The organism is Staphylococcus sp. HMSC072E01 (assembly GCF_001814125.1).
GTDB classification, from domain to species: domain Bacteria; phylum Bacillota; class Bacilli; order Staphylococcales; family Staphylococcaceae; genus Staphylococcus; species Staphylococcus hominis.
Genome location: NZ_KV814964.1, coordinates 188708 through 206778 on the forward strand (window position 1 = coordinate 188708; position 18071 = coordinate 206778).

Consider the following 18071-nt stretch of genomic DNA (forward strand, 5'->3'; position numbering starts at 1 on the left):
AAAATGGAGGTTTTTATGAAAAAATTCAAAAATAAATTAAAAGCTTTTACTTTAATCGAGATGTTACTTGTACTATTAATAATTAGTGTTTTACTCATTCTTATTATTCCAAACATAGCTAAACAAATGGCACATATTCAATCAACAGGATGTGAAGCACAAGTGAAAATGGTCAATAGTCAAATTGAAGCTTATACTTTAAAACATAATAGAGTTCCTAATTCTATTGAGGACTTAATAACTGAAGGGTTTATAAAACAAGGGCAATCATCTTGTAAGTCTGGAGAAACTATCAGTATTAAAAATGGAGAAGCAGTTGCAGAGTAAGAGTATCAAATCATTCACTTTTATAGAGAGCCTATTAATCATTTTGATTTTAACAATCTTACTTAATGCAACGTTAAGGGTAAATGTATTTAACAATATTTCTTTGTCAGACGATATAAAAGCAACACAATTTGTTAATCAATTAGAATATTTTAAATCTAAAGCGATGCGTAATCATCAATCTATTACATTGTTAATTTCAAAACATTCCTCAATTATAAAAGTAATAGAAGCACATGGTGGTCGGTACAATTACAATATTGAAGATGGAAAAATAGTTGAAGTTAAAAATTTAGGGAAAATTACTTTTAATAAAGAAGGAAGAACAAATCAGTTTGGCTCTTTAATATTGAAAATTAATCAACATCAATATAAATTAATCATTAATATTGAAAAAGGAAGAATTAGATATTTTAAAATTTAAAGCAGTGTTACTCATCGATAGTTTATTTAGCTTATATATATTCACTACTATAGTTTTTACTTTAATTCCACTACTAATCAGTTTGAATCATACATTAAAAAGAGAATACCAAATTGTTGAAATCAAGCAAACCATAATGAGTAGTATCAACCATTATGATAAAAAAACCATTTCAAAAGGTATAAATTTAGGTGATTATCATATTAAACTTTATTCCAATAAAATATGTGGACTTCACAAAGAAACTGAAATCGAATCATGCGTTAAATATTAAATTAAAATCGTTCACTTTAATAGAAATGTTAGTTTCATTATTTTTAACAACAATGATGTTAACATTTTTTCCTCAATTAATTAAATTGACTCATTCCTATTTATACGAGTCATATAATAGTTATCAAACAGAATATGCTTTTTTTCAGACAAATATAACTCAAATTATTTCGAAAAAACATCATGCCCTTATAATTAAGGATAAACATACAATTATCATTGATAATGAATCGTCTAAAGATTATATAGAATTTAAAAACAATAAACTATTTTACAAAATTAATGGAAATGGCAATATCGTTTTACTAAATAACGTCATCAATGCAGAATTTCAAATTTTACCTTCTAACATCATAAAATTAAATCTAAAAATAGGTGATAAAAACGACTACTATGAAAAAAACTTATTTTTATAAAATGAAAGGATATATAAGTAGCTATACATTATTTATTCTTAGTATATATTTGATAATTATATCTACTTATTCTGCTCAATATAGTATAAAATTAAAAACAATACATAATATTCAAATATATTATGATAGTATAATAAGTGATAAACTTAAGAGAGGTGATTAGGATGACTCATTCTTATTTACCACTTATATTAACAGGCTTTATGGGTACTGGTAAAAGTACTATTGGCGAATATTTGGCTTCAAAATTATACTATTCATATATTGATTTAGATACATATATAGAAATGAAAGAATTTAAAACAATACCAGATATTTTTAATGAAATTGGTGAAAAAGGATTTCGTAAGTTAGAGTATAAATATTTAAAGGATTGTATTGGTAAATACGATATTATATCAACGGGGGGAGGAATTATAGAAAACGATGATTCTATCTCACTTTTAAAAAATAAAACAGTTATTTGGTTAGATTGTGATATTGATATTATCTATCATAGAATTGCTAATGATCCACATAGACCAAATGCGAAAAACAAAAGTGAAAAACAATTAAAAGACTTGTATTTATCGAGAGTTTCAAGATATAATGAAATCGCATACACAAAAGTAGATAGTAGTAAAACAATTGAATGTGTATATAAAACAATTTTAAATCATATACCATGCGAATGATCAGTATTAGAGAGAATAACTTGAACTGATTCTATAGTTGTTTTGAAATTATGTCATGTTATCGCCGAAGGTGCAAGTAAACTACGAAACTCTCAGGCAAAAGGATAATACTGTTACGCAGTCCTGGATTTGTTATTTAGACAGGGTAGCTTCTGCTACTCTGCTTTTTTTATAAAAAATAGGGGGTTTTTAAATGACAAGCGAATTAAAAAAGACACCATTATATGAAACTTATGTAAATAGTGGTGCTAAAATAGTTGAATTCGGTGGGTGGGCTATGCCTGTCCAATTTACTAGTATTAAAGAAGAACATAAAGCAGTTAGATACAAAGTGGGTATGTTCGATGTAAGTCATATGGGAGAAATTTTAATTGAAGGTGAAAATGCTAGTAAATTTGTTCAATATTTACTTTCAAATGATACTACTAATTTATCTGAAACTAAAGCTCAATATACAGCTTTATGTAATGATGAGGGTGGTATTGTTGATGATTTAGTAACATATAAAATTGCTGATAACAAATACTTATTAATTGTTAATGCAGCCAATACTGATAAAGATTTCGAATGGATTCAAAAACATCAATCTAAATTTAATGCTGCTGTAACAAATGTGTCTGAACAATATGGTCAATTAGCGATTCAAGGTCCTCAAGCAAGAACTTTAGTAAGTGAACTTGTTGATGTTGATGTAAGTGAAATGAAGCCTTTTGAATTCAAACAAAATGTAACTATCTTTGGAAAAAATGTTATCTTATCTCAATCTGGATATACAGGTGAAGATGGTTTTGAAATTTATTGTAATTCAAATGATACAGTTGACATTTGGAATGGTTTTACTGATAAAGGCGTTGTACCTTGTGGTTTAGGCGCAAGAGATACACTTAGATTAGAAGCTGGTTTACCTCTTCATGGACAAGATCTCACTGAATCAATCACGCCTTATGAAGGTGGAATTGCTTTTGCCGCTAAACCTTTAATTGAAGATGAATTTATTGGTAAATCTGTTTTAAAAGATCAAAAAGAGAATGGGTCAAAACGACGTACTGTGGGTTTAGAACTTATAGATAAAGGCATTGCAAGAACGGGTTATACAGTAATGAATCTTGACGGAAAAGAAATAGGTGAAATTACTTCAGGAACTCAATCACCTTCTTCAGGAAAATCAATTGCTATGGCTATTATTGATCGTGATGAATTTGAGTTAGGTAAAGAATTACTAGTTCAAGTTCGTAAAAGACAATTAAAAGCTAAAATTGTTAAGAAAAACCAAATCGAAAAATAACTAAGGGGTGTGCAGTGTGAGTCATCGTTATATACCATTAACTGATAAAGATAAAAAAGAAATGTTAGAAACAATTGGAGCAAATTCAATTACCGAGCTCTTTGGAGATATTCCAAAAGATATTTTACTTAATAGAGATTTGAATATAGATAGTGCAGAAGCTGAAACTTCACTTTTAAGAAGATTGAATACTATTGCAAATAAAAATATTACTAAAGAAACACATGTGAGTTTTTTAGGTGCAGGAGTATATGATCATTACACACCTGCAGTAGTAGACGCTATGATTTCTCGTTCTGAATTTTATACTGCTTATACACCTTATCAACCTGAAATTTCTCAAGGTGAACTACAAGCAATTTTTGAATTCCAAACATTAATTTGTGAACTTACTCAAATGGATGTCGCAAATTCGTCTATGTATGATGGCATAACTAGCTTTGCCGAAGCTTGTATATTAGCTTTTAATCATACTAAAAAGAACAAAATTGTAGTATCTAAAGGTCTCCATTATCAGGCTCTACAAGTATTAAGAACATATATTAAAGTAAGAAAAGAATTTGAAATTGTTGAAGTTGATTTAAATGGAACGATTACTGACTTAGAAAAATTAGAACAAGCAATTGATGATGATACTGCAGCAGTTGCTGTACAATATCCTAACTTCTATGGATCAATTGAAGATTTAGAAAAAATTCATTCTTATATAGAAAATAAAAAAGCGTTATTCATTGTTTATTCTAATCCATTAGCATTAGGCGTTTTAACACCTCCCGGACAATTTGGAGCAGATATTGTTGTTGGTGATACACAACCATTTGGTATTCCTACTCAATTTGGCGGTCCTCATTGTGGTTACTTTGCTACTACTAAAAAGTTAATGCGTAAAGTTCCTGGCAGATTAGTAGGACAAACGCAAGATGATGAAGGTAATAGAGGATTTGTTCTTACTTTACAAGCTCGCGAACAACATATTCGTCGTGATAAAGCCACATCAAATATTTGTTCAAACCAAGCATTGAATGCTTTAGCATCCTCAATTGCTATGTCAGCTCTTGGTAAACAAGGTATTTATGATATTGCGGTTCAAAACTTAGAACATGCTAATTATGCTAAAAATCAATTTAAAAATAACGATTTTGAAGTCCTAGATGGTACATCTTTTAACGAATTTGTTGTTAAGTTTGATCAATCTATCAAAGATGTAAATAAAAAATTAGCAGAACATGGTTTCATCGGAGGCTTTGACTTAGGTGAAGTTTCATCAGACTTTGACAATCATATGTTAATTGCTGTTACTGAATTAAGAACTAAAGAAGAGATTGATACATTTGTTGAGAAAGCTGGTGAGCTAAATGGTAGTAAGTAAATCTAGTCCATTAATTTTTGAAAGATCTAGAGAAGGTAGATATGCATATTCTTTACCACAAAGTGATATTAAAACAGACTCTGTTGAACGTATTTTAGATGATAAATTTATTCGTAAAAATAAAGCAGAGTTTCCTGAGGTGGCAGAATTAGATTTAGTACGTCATTACACGGAACTTTCGAATAAAAACTTTGGGGTAGATTCTGGATTTTATCCCTTAGGTTCTTGTACTATGAAATATAATCCAAAAATCAACGAAAAAGTTGCTCGTATTTCTGGATTTGCAGAATCTCATCCACTACAAGAGGAAGAACAAATTCAAGGTTCATTAGAAATTATTTATAGTTTACAAGAAGAACTAAAAGAAATTACAGGTATGGATGAAGTAACTCTACAACCAGCAGCAGGCGCTCATGGTGAGTGGACAGCTTTAATGATTTTTAAAGCATATCATATAAAAAATGGTGAGGGCCATCGTAATGAAGTTATTGTTCCAGACTCTGCACATGGTACAAACCCTGCATCAGCTTCATTTGCCGGATTTAAATCAATAACTGTTAAATCTAATGAACGCGGTGAAGTTGATATCGAAGACTTAAAGCGTGTCGTTAATGAAAATACCGCTGCTATTATGTTAACTAATCCAAATACTTTAGGTATCTTTGAGAAAAACATTATGGAGATCCGTGAAATTGTTCATGAAGCAGGTGGGTTACTCTATTACGATGGAGCAAACTTAAATGCTATTATGGATAAAGTTCGTCCTGGAGATATGGGATTTGATGCTGTGCACCTAAACTTGCATAAAACATTCACAGGTCCTCATGGCGGTGGTGGTCCTGGTTCAGGTCCAGTCGGCGTAAAAAAAGAATTAGCAAGTTATTTACCAAAACCAATGGTGATTAAAGACGGTGATACATTTAAATATGATAATGATATAGAAAATTCAATAGGTCGAGTAAAACCATTTTATGGTAACTTTGGTATTTATTTAAGAGCCTATACGTATATTAGAACTATGGGTGCACAAGGATTAAAAGAAGTGTCTGAAGCAGCTGTCTTAAATGCGAACTACATTAAAGCTCGATTAAAAGATCGTTATGAAATCCCTTATGAACAATATTGTAAACATGAATTTGTCTTAAGTGGATCTAAACAAAAAGAATATGGTGTCCGTACTCTGGATATGGCAAAACGTTTACTAGACTTTGGTGTACATCCACCAACAATTTACTTCCCGCTAAATGTGGAAGAGGGTATGATGATTGAACCAACCGAAACTGAATCTAAAGAAACTTTAGACTACTTCATTGATGCAATGCTTCAAATTGCAGACGAAGTTGAAAGTAATCCTGATAACGTATTAGAAGCACCTCATACAACTATCATTGATAGATTGGATGAAACAACTGCAGCTCGTAAACCTATTCTTAAATTTGAAGATTTACATCAAGAAAAACTTTAATATTGTAAATAGTTTAATGGATGATTTAATTTCAGAAATAATAAAACTCTCAAGAAATTTCTTGAGAGTTTTATTTCTGATAATTATTTTTTAGTTTTAATTTTACCAGTCCATTTTTTATAGCCGCCTTTAAGCATGTATAAATCTTTATATCCATTTTTTTTCAAAATGCGAGCAGCACGATAACTGGCAATACCATTTGCATCACAAAGATATACAGGTTGATCTTTACGTAAACCTTGAAATCTTTGTCTAAACATAGATATTGGAATATTGCGAGCACCATTAATATGACCATAATCATAATCAACTTTTTCACGTACATCAATGACTTGGGCTTTTCTTAAACCTTTATGAAATTCGTTTTGATCTAGTTCAGTTACAGCTCGTCGATTAAGAAAGAAATTTCCAACCATGTAAAGGATTATTAAAACTATAATTATTAATGCTATAATCAAAGATACATTCATATTGCATCCTCCCTAATTAACCGATATTATTAATTATAAAGGTGTTAGCTCAATTTATCAAAATTTTTTTATTGTTTCATATTATTGATACATTCTAACGTAATATTAACGTTGAATTTATATAAATTAAGTTGTGATTGGAGTTTTTATATGACTGAAACATGGAATTTTATCAATACTGGAAGCCATGACCCCTATTATAATATGGCGATGGATGAAGCCTTATTAAACTTTGTTTCAAGAGGGGAAATTGATCCTGTAGTTAGATTTTATACTTGGGATCCTGCTACCTTATCTGTAGGTTATTTTCAAAGATTAAAAAAAGAAATTGATATCGATAAAGTGAAAGAAAAAGGATTTGGTTTAGTTCGCCGTCAAACTGGTGGTAGAGGCGTTTTACACGACAAAGAATTAACATATAGTGTTATCGTACCTGAATCTCATCCAAATATGCCTTCTACAATTACTGAAGCTTACCGTGTCATTTCAGAAGGACTTTTAGAAGGCTTTAAATTATTAGGATTTGATGCTTATTTTGCTATTCCACGTTCTAAAGAAGAAAGAGAAAAATTAAAACAACCAAGAAGTGCCGTTTGCTTTGATGCTCCAAGTTGGTATGAACTGGTCGTTGAAGGACGTAAAATTGCAGGTAGTGCACAAACACGTCAAAAGGGCGTTATTCTTCAACACGGATCACTACTTCAAGATGTAGATGTAGACGAATTATTTGATATGTTTATTTTTAAGAATGATCGCTTGAAAGAAAAAATGAAAAAAGCTTTCGTAGATAAAGCTGTAGCAATAAATGATATATCAGATAGACACATCTCTATTGAAGAAATGGAAAAAGCATTTGAAGAAGGGTTTAAAAAAGGATTAAATATTGAATTTAAACCACTATCTCTAACTGAAAATCAATTAGCCGAAGTAAAAGTGCTTGAAGAAAAATATCGTTCAGAAGAGTGGTTATATAAAAAATAGATATAAAACAAGGAGGCTTAAAAGTACTAATACTCTTGAACCTCCTTGTTTTTATTTTCGTTGTCTTTTTTTATATTTTCGAACTGCTCTTCGGTATTTTCTCTGATCTTCTGTAAGGAAGAAAAAATAATAGATAAAGTAAATAATAAGAGCAATCATTATAAGTGTGAAAATTGATTTCATGAACGACATTACAAAAATATTTAGATTTAGCAGTAAACCTATAGTTGCTATAATTAAAACGAAATAAAATATAATATTTTTCAACTAAACAACTCCTATTTTATGAACTACTAGAAACATTAATCTGTGATAACTTCATCTTACCTTGATTTATTTTCTTTTTATTATTAGATTCATAGCCATTTTTAATATCTTTAAAACCAGATTGAAGATTTTTGTTTATTTGTTTAATATTTTTGTCTTCGTTAGTATTATCATTTGATATATTACCTTTATCTGTATCACTTTTATATTTACTGTAGGCATCATCTATATCATTTGATAATGAATTTAGCTTTTCAAGATTTTGATTTTTATCATCTTTTTTAGTTTTATTTAAATCAAGTTGATTAAATTTATCGATAATCTTAGCAATATCTTGATAATAATTTGAAGAAGCTTGTAAAAAATTAGCTTCATTATTATTATCAACAGTTTTAGATACATTCTTTTTATCTTTATTTAATGCTTCTAACTGAGATTTTTGATTATTTATATCTTGATTTAGTTGTTGAATTTTTAATTTTAAATTATGATTCTCATCTCTTAAATTGGTTGTTTTATCTTCTAAAGGTCCTAAATTTTGAGAGCCACAGCCAACCAAAAACAAAGAAGCTCCTAAAATCGTTAATAATCTTTTCATGTAAATCTCCCTAAATCAAAATATCTTTAATATTTTAAGTATGTTATTATTTTAATGTATATAATAAAAATGTACAAACGTTATACAAGGAGTGGGTTAAATGGATAAATTAGCTAAAGTTCGTCATATATTAGAAAGTGAAAATCTTGATGCTCTTGTTATATTATCTGACTATAATAGACGTTATATTTCTGATTTTACCGGAACAAGTGGCGCTTTAATTATTTCTAATAATGAAAATAAGTTGATTACAGATTTTCGTTACATTGAACAAGCCACAAATCAAGCCACTCATTTTGAAATTGTAAATCGACGTAGTGGGATTATTGATGAGATAAAAGAAATTATAAAAAACAAGCAGTATAAAACAGTAGGTTTTGAAGGTCATTTAGTTAGCTATGATACGTTTCGAGAATTAAGCCAAATTGATACGAATTACGTAAGTATAGGCAATGCCATTGAAAAAATTAGAGAAGTTAAATCACCTGAAGAAATCGATAAAATAAAATATGCGGCTAAGATTGTGGATGATACTTATAACTACATTTTAAACATTGCAAAAGTTGGAATGACTGAAAGAGAGTTAAAAGCATTGCTTGAAAGCAAAATGTTAGAACTAGGCGCTGATGGTCCATCATTTGATACAATCGTTGCTTCTGGTTATAGAGGGGCTTTGCCTCATGGAGTTGCTAGCGATAAAGTAATCGAAAAAGGTGACATGATTACTCTTGATTTTGGTGCATATTATAGAGGATACTGTTCAGATATTACTAGAACATTTGCGATTGGTGAACCTGATAAAAAATTGAAAGAAATCTATAATATCGTGCTTCAGTCTCAAATAAAGGCAATTGAAGAAATCAAGTCAGGTATGACAACTAAGGAAGCTGATGCATTATCTAGAGATTATATTAAAGCACATGGTTATGGTAATGAATTTGGTCATTCTTTAGGTCATGGTATTGGTTTAGATATTCATGAAGGTCCAGTATTATCTAAAAACACTAATGATACAGTTCAAGTTAATAATTGTGTTACTATTGAACCAGGTATTTATGTAGATGGTCTTGGTGGAGTGCGTATAGAAGATGACATTTTAATTACTGAAAATGGGTGTGAAGTCTTTACTAAATGCACAAAAGACCTTATTATTTTATAGTAAGCGTATAATTGAGGAGGAAACTGAATGATTTCGGTTAATGATTTTAAAACAGGTTTAACTATTTCAGTAGATAATGGAATTTGGAAAGTAATTGATTTCCAACACGTAAAACCAGGTAAAGGTTCTGCTTTTGTTCGTTCTAAATTACGTAATTTAAGAACAGGCGCTATTCAAGAAAAAACTTTCCGAGCTGGTGAAAAAGTAGAACAAGCGATGATTGAAAATCGTCGTATGCAATATTTATATGCTGATGGAGATACTCATGTCTTCATGGATAATGAAACATTTGATCAAACAGAATTATCTGGCGATTATTTAAAAGATGAATTAAAATATTTAAAAGCGAATATGGAAGTTCAAATTCAGTCATATGAAGGCGAAACGATTGGTATTGAATTACCAAAAACTGTTGAACTTGAAGTTACTGAAACAGAGCCAGGTATTAAAGGTGATACTGCAACTGGTGCTACAAAATCTGCTACAGTTGAAACTGGTTATACTTTAAATGTACCATTATTTGTTAACGAAGGCGATGTGTTAGTTATTAATACAAGCGATGGCAGTTACATTTCAAGAGCATAATTAATAATTTTAAAAATTTAAATTAAAACAGGTTAATGCATATTTAATTATGGATTAACCTGTTTTTATATAAATGATTAAAAAGAATAATCAATATTTTAGTATCTAAGTTTTAATATAAATTTACTATATTATAATTGCTTATATACTTTTTTAATCATAAGTTAGATCTCAGTTAAATGAACACGCTTGAATTGAATTTCACACTCAAGTAAAATAGATGGGTAGATGAAAACTAAGTCGAGGAGTCATTAAATTATGAACTTTAAAGAAATTAAAGAATTAATTCAAATTCTTGATGAATCAAGTTTAACTGAAATTAATATAGAAGATAATAAAGGTAGCGTAGTTAATTTAAAAAAACAAAAAGAAACTGAAATTATTACGCCTCAATATTCACAACAACCAACAGTGATAGCATCTCAACCATCAGTACAAACACCAATGGCAAATGAAATGTCTCAAACTAGTGAAGTAAACCAAGAAAATGAAACGTCAAACTACGAAACAATTAATGCTCCGATGGTCGGGACTTTTTATAAATCCCCATCACCTGAAGAGGAAGCTTATGTACAAGTTGGGGATAAAGTCACTAATGATTCAACTGTATGTATCTTAGAAGCCATGAAATTATTTAATGAAATTCAAGCAGAAGTTACAGGAGAAATCGTTGAAATTTTAGTTGAAGACGGACAAATGGTAGAGTATGGCCAGCCGTTATTTAAGGTGAAATAATGAAAAAAGTATTAATTGCAAATCGTGGTGAGATTGCAGTTAGAATTATTAGAGCTTGCCATGATTTAGGTATTCAAACTGTTGCTATATATTCTGAGGGAGATAAAGATGCATTACATACTCAAATCGCTGATGAAGCATATTGTGTCGGTCCAACTCAGTCTAAAGATTCATATTTAAATATTCCAAACATCCTATCTATAGCAACTTCAACAGGATGTGATGCAATTCATCCAGGTTATGGATTTTTAGCCGAAAATGGGGATTTCGCTGAACTTTGTGAAGCTTGCCAATTAAAATTTATTGGACCAAGTTATCAATCCATTCAAAAAATGGGTATTAAAGATGTAGCTAAAGCTGAAATGATAGCCGCTAACGTGCCTGTAGTACCAGGAAGTGATGGATTAATTGATTCGATTGAAGATGCTAAAAAAGTGGCTAAAAAGATAGGATATCCAGTTATTATTAAAGCTACTGCTGGTGGCGGAGGTAAAGGTATTCGTGTTGCACGAAATGAGAACGATTTAGAAAATGGTTACCGTATGACACAACAAGAAGCTCAAACAGCTTTCGGTAATGGTGGATTATACTTAGAAAAATTCATTGAAAATTTCCGTCATATTGAAATTCAAGTGATTGGTGATCAATTCGGTAATGTCATTCATTTAGGTGAACGTGACTGTACAATTCAAAGACGTATGCAAAAATTAGTAGAAGAGTCACCTTCGCCAATACTTACAGATGAAAAACGTAAAGAGATGGGTAAAGCCGCTATACGAGCAGCTAAAGCAGTGAATTATGAAAATGCTGGTACTATAGAATTCATATATGATTTAAATGAAAATAAATTCTATTTTATGGAAATGAATACACGAATTCAAGTAGAACATCCAGTTACTGAAATGGTAACAGGTGTAGACTTAGTGAAATTGCAATTAAAAGTTGCTATGGGAGAACCGCTACCTTATACGCAAGATGATATTACAATAAATGGCCATGCCATTGAATATAGAATTAATGCTGAAAATCCTTATAAAAATTTTATGCCTTCACCAGGTAAAATCACACAATACCTTGCGCCAGGAGGATACGGAGTAAGAATCGAATCAGCATGTTATACAAACTATACGATTCCTCCTTATTATGACTCAATGGTAGCAAAATTGATTGTGCATGAACCTACCAGAGATGAAGCAATAATGACTGGGATTCGAGCACTAAGTGAATATTTAATTCTAGGAATAGATACAACCATTCCATTCCATCTTAAATTAATGAATAATGATATTTTTAAATCTGGAGATTATAATACAAACTTTTTAGAAAAGTATAATATTATGGCTGAGAGTGAATAGGAGGATAAAACAATGGTAAATGTAGCAGATTATTCACATGCTAATTTAGGTAAAGTAGAAATTGTACCAGAAGTTATTTCAGTAATAGCAAGTATTGCTGTTTCTGAAGTTGAAGGAGTGACTGGGCATTTTTATGAACTAAAAAAGAGTAATATTGAAAAAATAAGTCGTAAAAATTTAAATAAAAATTTAAAAGTTAATACTAAAGATGATGGTATTCATATTGATGTTTATTGCTCTATTAAACATGGAATAAAAATAGCTAAAGTTGCAAGTAAAATTCAAACTTCTATTTTTAATTCCATTAAAACAATGACTGCTATCGAACCCAAAGAAATTAACATTCATATCATGCACATCACAACTGAATAAATTAAAGTTACCATAATACAAAGGAGTTTCTTATGAGTCGCAAAGAATCAAGAAAACAAGCATTTCAGACATTGTTTCAACTAGAAATGAAAAATACAGATTTAACAATCAATGAAGCTATAAATTTTATAAAAGACGATTATCCAGACTTAGATTTTGAGTTTATTCATTGGCTTGTTACAGGAGTGAAAGATCATGAACAAGTTTTAGATCAATCAATTGAACCAAAATTAAAAGACTGGTCTATACAACGATTATTAAAAACGGATCGTATTATTTTAAGAATGGCTACCTTTGAATTGCTTCATAGTGATACGCCTCCTAAAGTCATCATTAATGAAGCAGTAGAGCTAACAAAACAATTTAGTGATGAAGGTCATTATAAATTTATAAACGGTGTCTTAAGTAATATAAAATAAACATATTTGAGTGATGAATCATGTCAGAATATTTAAGTGTCTCTACTTTAACTAAATATATTAAATATAAATTTGATCAAGATCCACACTTGCAATCTATCCTATTAAAAGGTGAACTCTCAAACTTTAAAAAACATTCTAGTGGTCATCTTTATTTTAATGTGAAAGATAAAAATAGTGTGATAAGTGCTATGATGTTTAAGGGAAATGCTTCTAAACTAACATTTGATCCTAAAGAAGGAGACGAAGTTTTATTAGAAGCTCGAGTTTCGGTTTATGAACGTAGAGGAAATTATCAAATTTATGTTAATAAAATGGAAATTGACGGTATAGGAAATTTATACCAAAAGTTAGAGCAATTAAAAGAAAAACTAAATAAACAGGGGATTTTTAATCAAAATCATAAAAAAGCAATCCCTAGATTCCCTAAAAAGATTGCTATTCTTACAGCTGATACTGGAGCAGCAATCAGAGATATTCACACTACTATAGATAGTAGATACCCTCTAGTAGAAAAAATATCAATTAGTACATTAGTACAAGGTATTAATGCTAAAAATGATATTATTGAAAAAATTAAGTATGCAGATACTTTAGGAGTAGATACCATCATTCTAGGTCGTGGAGGCGGCTCTATTGAAGATTTATGGAATTTCAATGAAGAAGAAGTTGTTCGAGCTATATATGAGTGTCATACACCAATTATCTCAGCTGTAGGACATGAAACTGATTTTACTTTAAGTGATTTTGTAGCAGATATGAGAGCAGCAACTCCTACTCAAGCTGCTGTTATCGCTACACCAGATCAGTACGAACTCATTCAGCAAATACATCAGTATCGATTTTCTCTTACTAAAAGTATTAAACAACTAATAGAAAAACAACATAAACAATTAGATTATTTATCATCTTATTATAAATTTAAGCAACCTACGTTGTTATATGAACAACAGATTCAACGAAGAGATGATTTAGAAAAAAAACTAACACAACGTTTAAACTTAAATATTGAAAAAAAAAGAAACAATATCACTGTATTGCGTCAACATTTTAATATAAGAAGATTAAATGATTCAATTGTACAATATCAAAAAATGATCCGTAATAATGAAAATAGATTAATAAATTTAACATATAACTTAATTAATCATAATAAAGCTAATTTAAAGAATAAAATTGAGCAATTAAATCAACTTAGTCCAACTAATACAATGTTAAGAGGATATTCAATTATTAATAAGGACAATAAAGTCATTACAAGCACACACGATTTAAATGAACAAGATGAAATCACATTATCAATGAAAGACGGTAATATAGACGCTATAGTTAAGAAAGTAAGGTGTGAAGATGAGTAAAGAACAACAAAGTTTTGAAGAAATGATGAAAGAATTAGAAAGTATAGTTCAAAAGTTAGATAATGAGACTGTTTCATTAGAAGAATCTCTTGATTTATATCAACGTGGTATGAAATTATCATCTGCTTGTGACAAAACTTTGAAAGATGCTGAAAATAAAGTAAATCAATTAATCAAAGAAGAAGCAAAGGATGAAGATGATGTTGAAGAAATCAATGAATGAATTGATTGAAATTATAAATAATAATCTTGACGGTATTATAAAATCGTCTCCTTTAAATACTAAACTAGAGGAGAGTATGCAATATTCACTTGATGCTGGTGGTAAAAGAATTCGTCCAGTGCTTGTATTACTCACTTTAGAAGTGTTAAATGAAAATTATAAAAAAGGTTTACAAACCGCACTGGCATTAGAAATGATTCATACTTACTCACTTATACATGATGATTTACCTGCAATGGACAATGATGATTTTAGAAGAGGAAAATTAACAAATCATAAAGTGTATGGAGAATGGAAAGCGATTTTAGCGGGAGATGCCTTACTAACAAAAGCATTTGAACTAATTGCAAATGATAAAAATATAGATGCTGAAACAAAAGTAAAAGTTATTTCAAGACTAGCACATGATAGTGGCAATCTCGGCATGGTCGGTGGCCAAACCTTAGATATGGATAGTGAGAATACTCCAATAGAATTACATACTCTAGAGCAAATTCATAAGGCAAAAACTGGGGCTCTTTTAAAATTTTCTATTTTAAGTGCTGCGGATATTGCCAATGTAAACAAAGAAATTTTAAATACATTAGATTGTTTCAGTGAACACTTAGGCCTAATGTTTCAAATAAAAGATGATTTATTAGATGTTTATGGTGATGAGAAAAAATTGGGTAAAAAAGTAGGAAGCGATGTAGAAAACCATAAAAGTACTTATGTTTCTTTACTTGGTAAATCAGGCGCTGAAGAAAAACTAAAATATCATAAAGATGCTGCAATAGATACAATTAATCAATTGAAACCACAATATGATGTTGAACCGCTTCTAGAAATTGTAGATTTATTTTATTCACGTGACCATTAATAGTTAGAGTTTTTCTCTTTAAAGATTACTAAGACAATAATCTTTAAAGAGTTTTTTGTTTTAGTAATCTACTTTTAATGATTTAAAATGCATAAATGTATATAAATTTAAATTTAATTTAAATAGAAAATATGATAATACGTATCATAAATAATAATATCATTCTTCAAATCAACCTTTCTAAAGGATAACTTTAGTAGTAGTTAAAATAACGTTGTGTTAAAATCATTGTATAAATATTCGAAACTAGGAGTGTTCATAATGGCAAAAAAATCTGTAAGACATATAAAAATAAGAGAAATTATTTCAAGTGAACAAATTGAAACACAAGATGAACTTGTAAAACGTCTAAATGAATACGACCTAAATGTTACTCAAGCGACTGTCTCTCGTGACATTAAAGAATTACAATTAATTAAAGTACCTGCTTCATCAGGACAGTATGTATACAGCCTTCCCAACGATAGAAAGTACCATCCTTTAGAAAAATTAGGTAGATACTTAATGGATTCATTTGTAAATATTGAAGGAACAGGAAACTTACTCGTACTAAAAACGCTTCCTGGTAATGCTCAATCTATCGGAGCAATCTTAGATCAAATTGATTGGGATGAAGTATTGGGAACCATTTGTGGTGATGATACCTGTCTATTAATATGCAGAGATGAAGAAGCAAGTCATACAATTAAAACAAGAATTTTCAATTTATTATAAGGATGCGATTAATCTATGTTACAAACCTTATCAATAAAGCAATTTGCAATTATAGATGAACTCGAAATTCATTTTTCTGATGGTTTAACTGTGCTTAGCGGTGAAACTGGATCTGGTAAATCAATTATTATAGATGCAATAGGCCAACTTATTGGTATGCGTGCCTCTTCTGATTTTGTAAGACATGGAGAGAAAAAAGCAATTATCGAAGGGATTTTTGATATTGATAATAGTAAAGAGGCCATTTCAGTTTTAAATGCGTTAGATATTGATATTGATGAAGACTTTCTATTAGTAAAAAGAGAAATTTTTAGTTCAGGAAAAAGTATTTGTCGTATTAATAATCAAATTGTTACGCTTCAAGATTTAAGAAAAGTGATGCAAGAACTTTTAGACATACATGGCCAACATGAAACGCAAACGTTATTAAAACAAAAATATCATTTAAAATTATTAGATGATTATGCTGAAAATCAATATAGCAGTGTTAAAGAACAATATGAAACTACATTTAATGAATATAAAGAAAAGAAAAAAGAACTTGAAGAGTTACAGTCTGCTGATCAAGCATTATTGCAACGTCTTGATTTAATGAAGTTTCAATTTGAGGAATTGCAAGAAGCCTCTCTAAAAGAAGGTGAAATTACTCAATTAGAATCTGATATAAAACGAATCCAGAATTCTGAAAAATTAAGTTTAGCATTAAACAATGCACATGTCACACTTACAGATGAACATGCTATCACTGACCGTTTATATGAATTAAGTAATCATTTACAAACTATTGATGACATTATTCCAGGTAAATTTAAAAAACTTAAAGAGGATATTGATCAGTTCTACTATACCTTAGAGGATGCTAAACACGAACTATACGATGAAATGTCAAATACTGAATTCGATGAACAATTACTTAATGAATTAGAATCTAGAATGAACTTACTGAATAATCTTAAACGTAAGTACGGTAAAACTATTGATGAACTTATTACTTATCAATCTAAATTAGAAAGTGAAATTGCTAAGATTGAAAATTATGAAGAAAGTACTTCTCAATTAAAAGAAGAAATTGACCTACTCTATGAAAAAGTAATAAAATATGGACAGTCATTATCGAAGGAAAGACGAATTGTAGCTCGAACGTTACGGGATCATATCGTGGCTGAAATTCAAAATTTACAAATGAAAGATGCTAACCTCGAAATTTCATTTCAGCCATTAGAAACTCCTACAATAGAGGGAATTGAATTTGTAGAGTTTCTCATTAGTCCTAACAAGGGCGAACCACTTAAAAGTTTAAATAAAATAGCTTCTGGAGGAGAACTTTCTCGTATTATGCTAGCGTTAAAAAGTATATTCGTTGAATCAAGAGGTCAAACTGCTATTTTGTTTGATGAAGTTGACTCGGGTGTTTCTGGTCAAGCAGCTCAAAAAATGGCTGAAAAAATGAGAGATATTGCAAAATATATTCAAGTTATTTGTATATCTCACTTACCGCAAGTAGCTTCTATGAGTGATCATCACTTATTAATTAGTAAAATGTCTAAGAATGATCGTACAACAACTCAAGTGAAAGAGTTAAAAAAAGAAGATAAAATTGACGAAATTGCCCGTATGATTTCTGGAGCAAGTGTAACTGAATTAACAAGAGAAAATGCTAGAGAAATGATTGCTCAAAATCATAAATAGTTTATAATTAAATAATTTAAATTAAGGTTGGATGTCGAAAAGAAATAGAACATA

General features: G+C 29.8%; 21 protein-coding genes and 1 riboswitch. Of the genes, 18 read left to right on the forward strand and 3 right to left on the reverse strand.

Going from position 1 to position 18071, the window contains the following annotated elements:
• Nucleotides 1-15 precede the first annotated feature (15 nt).
• From comGC to gcvPB, 6 genes are all read left to right on the forward strand, one after another.
• Nucleotides 16-327 (forward strand): competence type IV pilus major pilin ComGC, encoded by a 312-nt coding sequence (gene comGC / locus HMPREF2953_RS05745; RefSeq protein ID WP_070672217.1) that lies wholly within the window; start codon nt 16-18, stop codon nt 325-327.
• Nucleotides 317-751: a competence type IV pilus minor pilin ComGD gene (gene comGD / locus HMPREF2953_RS05750; RefSeq protein ID WP_002449773.1), complete on the forward strand. Its 435-nt coding sequence runs from the start codon at nt 317-319 to the stop codon at nt 749-751. The genes comGC and comGD overlap by 11 nt, the downstream gene beginning before the upstream one ends.
• 853 nt (nt 752-1604) lie before the next feature.
• Nucleotides 1605-2114, forward strand: coding sequence for a shikimate kinase (locus tag HMPREF2953_RS05765; protein ID WP_070672219.1), 510 nt, complete (start codon nt 1605-1607; stop codon nt 2112-2114).
• Nucleotides 2111-2232: riboswitch (glycine riboswitch) on the forward strand. (Overlaps the previous gene by 4 nt.)
• A gap of 75 nt (nt 2233-2307) precedes the next feature.
• Nucleotides 2308-3399 carry a glycine cleavage system aminomethyltransferase GcvT gene (gcvT, locus tag HMPREF2953_RS05770; protein ID WP_070672221.1) on the forward strand — a complete coding sequence of 364 codons (1092 nt, stop codon included), beginning with the start codon at nt 2308-2310 and terminating at the stop codon, nt 3397-3399.
• 16 nt (nt 3400-3415) lie between these two features.
• Nucleotides 3416-4768, forward strand: coding sequence for an aminomethyl-transferring glycine dehydrogenase subunit GcvPA (gene gcvPA / locus HMPREF2953_RS05775; RefSeq protein ID WP_070672223.1), 1353 nt, complete (start codon nt 3416-3418; stop codon nt 4766-4768).
• Nucleotides 4755-6233 carry an aminomethyl-transferring glycine dehydrogenase subunit GcvPB gene (gcvPB, locus tag HMPREF2953_RS05780; protein WP_049336121.1) on the forward strand — a complete coding sequence of 493 codons (1479 nt, stop codon included), beginning with the start codon at nt 4755-4757 and terminating at the stop codon, nt 6231-6233. Before gcvPA ends, gcvPB begins: the two co-directional genes overlap by 14 nt.
• A gap of 83 nt (nt 6234-6316) precedes the next feature.
• Here the strand turns inward: gcvPB and HMPREF2953_RS05785 are convergent, their stop codons facing one another.
• The gene (locus tag HMPREF2953_RS05785) at nt 6317-6703 is read right to left on the reverse strand and encodes a rhodanese-like domain-containing protein (protein WP_002449897.1); all 387 of its coding nucleotides are present in this window, start codon (nt 6701-6703) and stop codon (nt 6317-6319) included.
• A gap of 150 nt (nt 6704-6853) precedes the next feature.
• Here HMPREF2953_RS05785 and HMPREF2953_RS05790 point away from each other — a divergent pair, with 150 nt between their 5' ends.
• Nucleotides 6854-7684 carry a lipoate--protein ligase family protein gene (locus HMPREF2953_RS05790; protein WP_002449762.1) on the forward strand — a complete coding sequence of 277 codons (831 nt, stop codon included), beginning with the start codon at nt 6854-6856 and terminating at the stop codon, nt 7682-7684.
• 51 nt (nt 7685-7735) lie between these two features.
• On the opposite strand, the gene HMPREF2953_RS11655 is transcribed toward HMPREF2953_RS05790, so the two are convergent.
• Entirely contained in the window at nt 7736-7951 is a 216-nt protein-coding gene (locus tag HMPREF2953_RS11655; protein ID WP_070672226.1) for an SA1362 family protein, read from the reverse strand.
• 16 nt (nt 7952-7967) lie between these two features.
• Complete coding sequence (locus HMPREF2953_RS05800; protein WP_049418407.1) at nt 7968-8549, reverse strand: putative periplasmic lipoprotein; 582 nt, start codon at nt 8547-8549, stop codon at nt 7968-7970.
• 100 nt (nt 8550-8649) lie between these two features.
• On the opposite strand from HMPREF2953_RS05800, the gene HMPREF2953_RS05805 reads away from it, so the two are divergent.
• The 11 genes from HMPREF2953_RS05805 (at nt 8650) to recN (ending at nt 18017) form a co-directional block, all read left to right on the forward strand.
• On the forward strand, nt 8650-9708 hold the full coding sequence (locus tag HMPREF2953_RS05805) for a M24 family metallopeptidase (RefSeq protein ID WP_070672228.1): 1059 nt from the start codon (nt 8650-8652) through the stop codon (nt 9706-9708).
• Nucleotides 9709-9735: 27 nt separating this feature from the next.
• Nucleotides 9736-10293 carry an elongation factor P gene (efp, locus tag HMPREF2953_RS05810; protein WP_002449752.1) on the forward strand — a complete coding sequence of 186 codons (558 nt, stop codon included), beginning with the start codon at nt 9736-9738 and terminating at the stop codon, nt 10291-10293.
• 258 nt (nt 10294-10551) lie between these two features.
• Nucleotides 10552-11028: an acetyl-CoA carboxylase biotin carboxyl carrier protein gene (gene accB, locus HMPREF2953_RS05815; protein WP_070672230.1), complete on the forward strand. Its 477-nt coding sequence runs from the start codon at nt 10552-10554 to the stop codon at nt 11026-11028.
• Nucleotides 11028-12383, forward strand: a complete 1356-nt coding sequence (gene accC, locus HMPREF2953_RS05820; RefSeq protein WP_070672232.1) for an acetyl-CoA carboxylase biotin carboxylase subunit — start codon at nt 11028-11030, stop codon at nt 12381-12383. The genes accB and accC overlap by 1 nt, the downstream gene beginning before the upstream one ends.
• A gap of 12 nt (nt 12384-12395) precedes the next feature.
• Nucleotides 12396-12755, forward strand: a complete 360-nt coding sequence (locus tag HMPREF2953_RS05825) for an Asp23/Gls24 family envelope stress response protein (protein ID WP_049336135.1) — start codon at nt 12396-12398, stop codon at nt 12753-12755.
• Between the two features lie 32 nt (nt 12756-12787).
• Nucleotides 12788-13174: a transcription antitermination factor NusB gene (gene nusB, locus HMPREF2953_RS05830; RefSeq protein ID WP_002449711.1), complete on the forward strand. Its 387-nt coding sequence runs from the start codon at nt 12788-12790 to the stop codon at nt 13172-13174.
• Between the two features lie 20 nt (nt 13175-13194).
• Nucleotides 13195-14532, forward strand: coding sequence for an exodeoxyribonuclease VII large subunit (xseA, locus tag HMPREF2953_RS05835; protein WP_070672234.1), 1338 nt, complete (start codon nt 13195-13197; stop codon nt 14530-14532).
• Nucleotides 14525-14755 carry an exodeoxyribonuclease VII small subunit gene (locus HMPREF2953_RS05840; protein ID WP_002449791.1) on the forward strand — a complete coding sequence of 77 codons (231 nt, stop codon included), beginning with the start codon at nt 14525-14527 and terminating at the stop codon, nt 14753-14755. Before xseA ends, HMPREF2953_RS05840 begins: the two co-directional genes overlap by 8 nt.
• A complete protein-coding gene (locus tag HMPREF2953_RS05845; RefSeq protein ID WP_070672236.1) occupies nt 14733-15614 on the forward strand; it encodes a polyprenyl synthetase family protein in 882 nt (293 codons plus the stop codon). The genes HMPREF2953_RS05840 and HMPREF2953_RS05845 overlap by 23 nt, the downstream gene beginning before the upstream one ends.
• A 261-nt stretch (nt 15615-15875) precedes the next feature.
• The gene (gene ahrC, locus HMPREF2953_RS05850; RefSeq protein WP_002449839.1) at nt 15876-16328 is read left to right on the forward strand and encodes a transcriptional regulator AhrC/ArgR; all 453 of its coding nucleotides are present in this window, start codon (nt 15876-15878) and stop codon (nt 16326-16328) included.
• 15 nt (nt 16329-16343) lie between these two features.
• Complete coding sequence (gene recN, locus HMPREF2953_RS05855; RefSeq protein ID WP_049336142.1) at nt 16344-18017, forward strand: DNA repair protein RecN; 1674 nt, start codon at nt 16344-16346, stop codon at nt 18015-18017.
• Nucleotides 18018-18071: the final 54 nt, after the last annotated feature.

Bases quoted from the DNA above. Each gene is read 5' to 3' on its own strand.
- comGC (WP_070672217.1), top strand. From the start codon at position 16: ATGAAAAAATTCAAAAATAAATTAAAAGCTTTTACTTTAATCGAGATG.
- HMPREF2953_RS05765 (WP_070672219.1), top strand. From the start codon at position 1,605: ATGACTCATTCTTATTTACCACTTATATTAACAGGCTTTATGGGTACT.
- gcvT (WP_070672221.1), top strand. From the start codon at position 2,308: ATGACAAGCGAATTAAAAAAGACACCATTATATGAAACTTATGTAAAT.
- gcvPB (WP_049336121.1), top strand. From the start codon at position 4,755: ATGGTAGTAAGTAAATCTAGTCCATTAATTTTTGAAAGATCTAGAGAA.
- HMPREF2953_RS05785 (WP_002449897.1), bottom strand. From the start codon at position 6,703: ATGAATGTATCTTTGATTATAGCATTAATAATTATAGTTTTAATAATC.
- HMPREF2953_RS05790 (WP_002449762.1), top strand. From the start codon at position 6,854: ATGACTGAAACATGGAATTTTATCAATACTGGAAGCCATGACCCCTAT.
- HMPREF2953_RS05800 (WP_049418407.1), bottom strand. From the start codon at position 8,549: ATGAAAAGATTATTAACGATTTTAGGAGCTTCTTTGTTTTTGGTTGGC.
- HMPREF2953_RS05805 (WP_070672228.1), top strand. From the start codon at position 8,650: ATGGATAAATTAGCTAAAGTTCGTCATATATTAGAAAGTGAAAATCTT.
- efp (WP_002449752.1), top strand. From the start codon at position 9,736: ATGATTTCGGTTAATGATTTTAAAACAGGTTTAACTATTTCAGTAGAT.
- accB (WP_070672230.1), top strand. From the start codon at position 10,552: ATGAACTTTAAAGAAATTAAAGAATTAATTCAAATTCTTGATGAATCA.
- accC (WP_070672232.1), top strand. From the start codon at position 11,028: ATGAAAAAAGTATTAATTGCAAATCGTGGTGAGATTGCAGTTAGAATT.
- HMPREF2953_RS05825 (WP_049336135.1), top strand. From the start codon at position 12,396: ATGGTAAATGTAGCAGATTATTCACATGCTAATTTAGGTAAAGTAGAA.
- nusB (WP_002449711.1), top strand. From the start codon at position 12,788: ATGAGTCGCAAAGAATCAAGAAAACAAGCATTTCAGACATTGTTTCAA.
- xseA (WP_070672234.1), top strand. From the start codon at position 13,195: ATGTCAGAATATTTAAGTGTCTCTACTTTAACTAAATATATTAAATAT.
- HMPREF2953_RS05840 (WP_002449791.1), top strand. From the start codon at position 14,525: ATGAGTAAAGAACAACAAAGTTTTGAAGAAATGATGAAAGAATTAGAA.
- HMPREF2953_RS05845 (WP_070672236.1), top strand. From the start codon at position 14,733: ATGTTGAAGAAATCAATGAATGAATTGATTGAAATTATAAATAATAAT.
- ahrC (WP_002449839.1), top strand. From the start codon at position 15,876: ATGGCAAAAAAATCTGTAAGACATATAAAAATAAGAGAAATTATTTCA.
- recN (WP_049336142.1), top strand. From the start codon at position 16,344: ATGTTACAAACCTTATCAATAAAGCAATTTGCAATTATAGATGAACTC.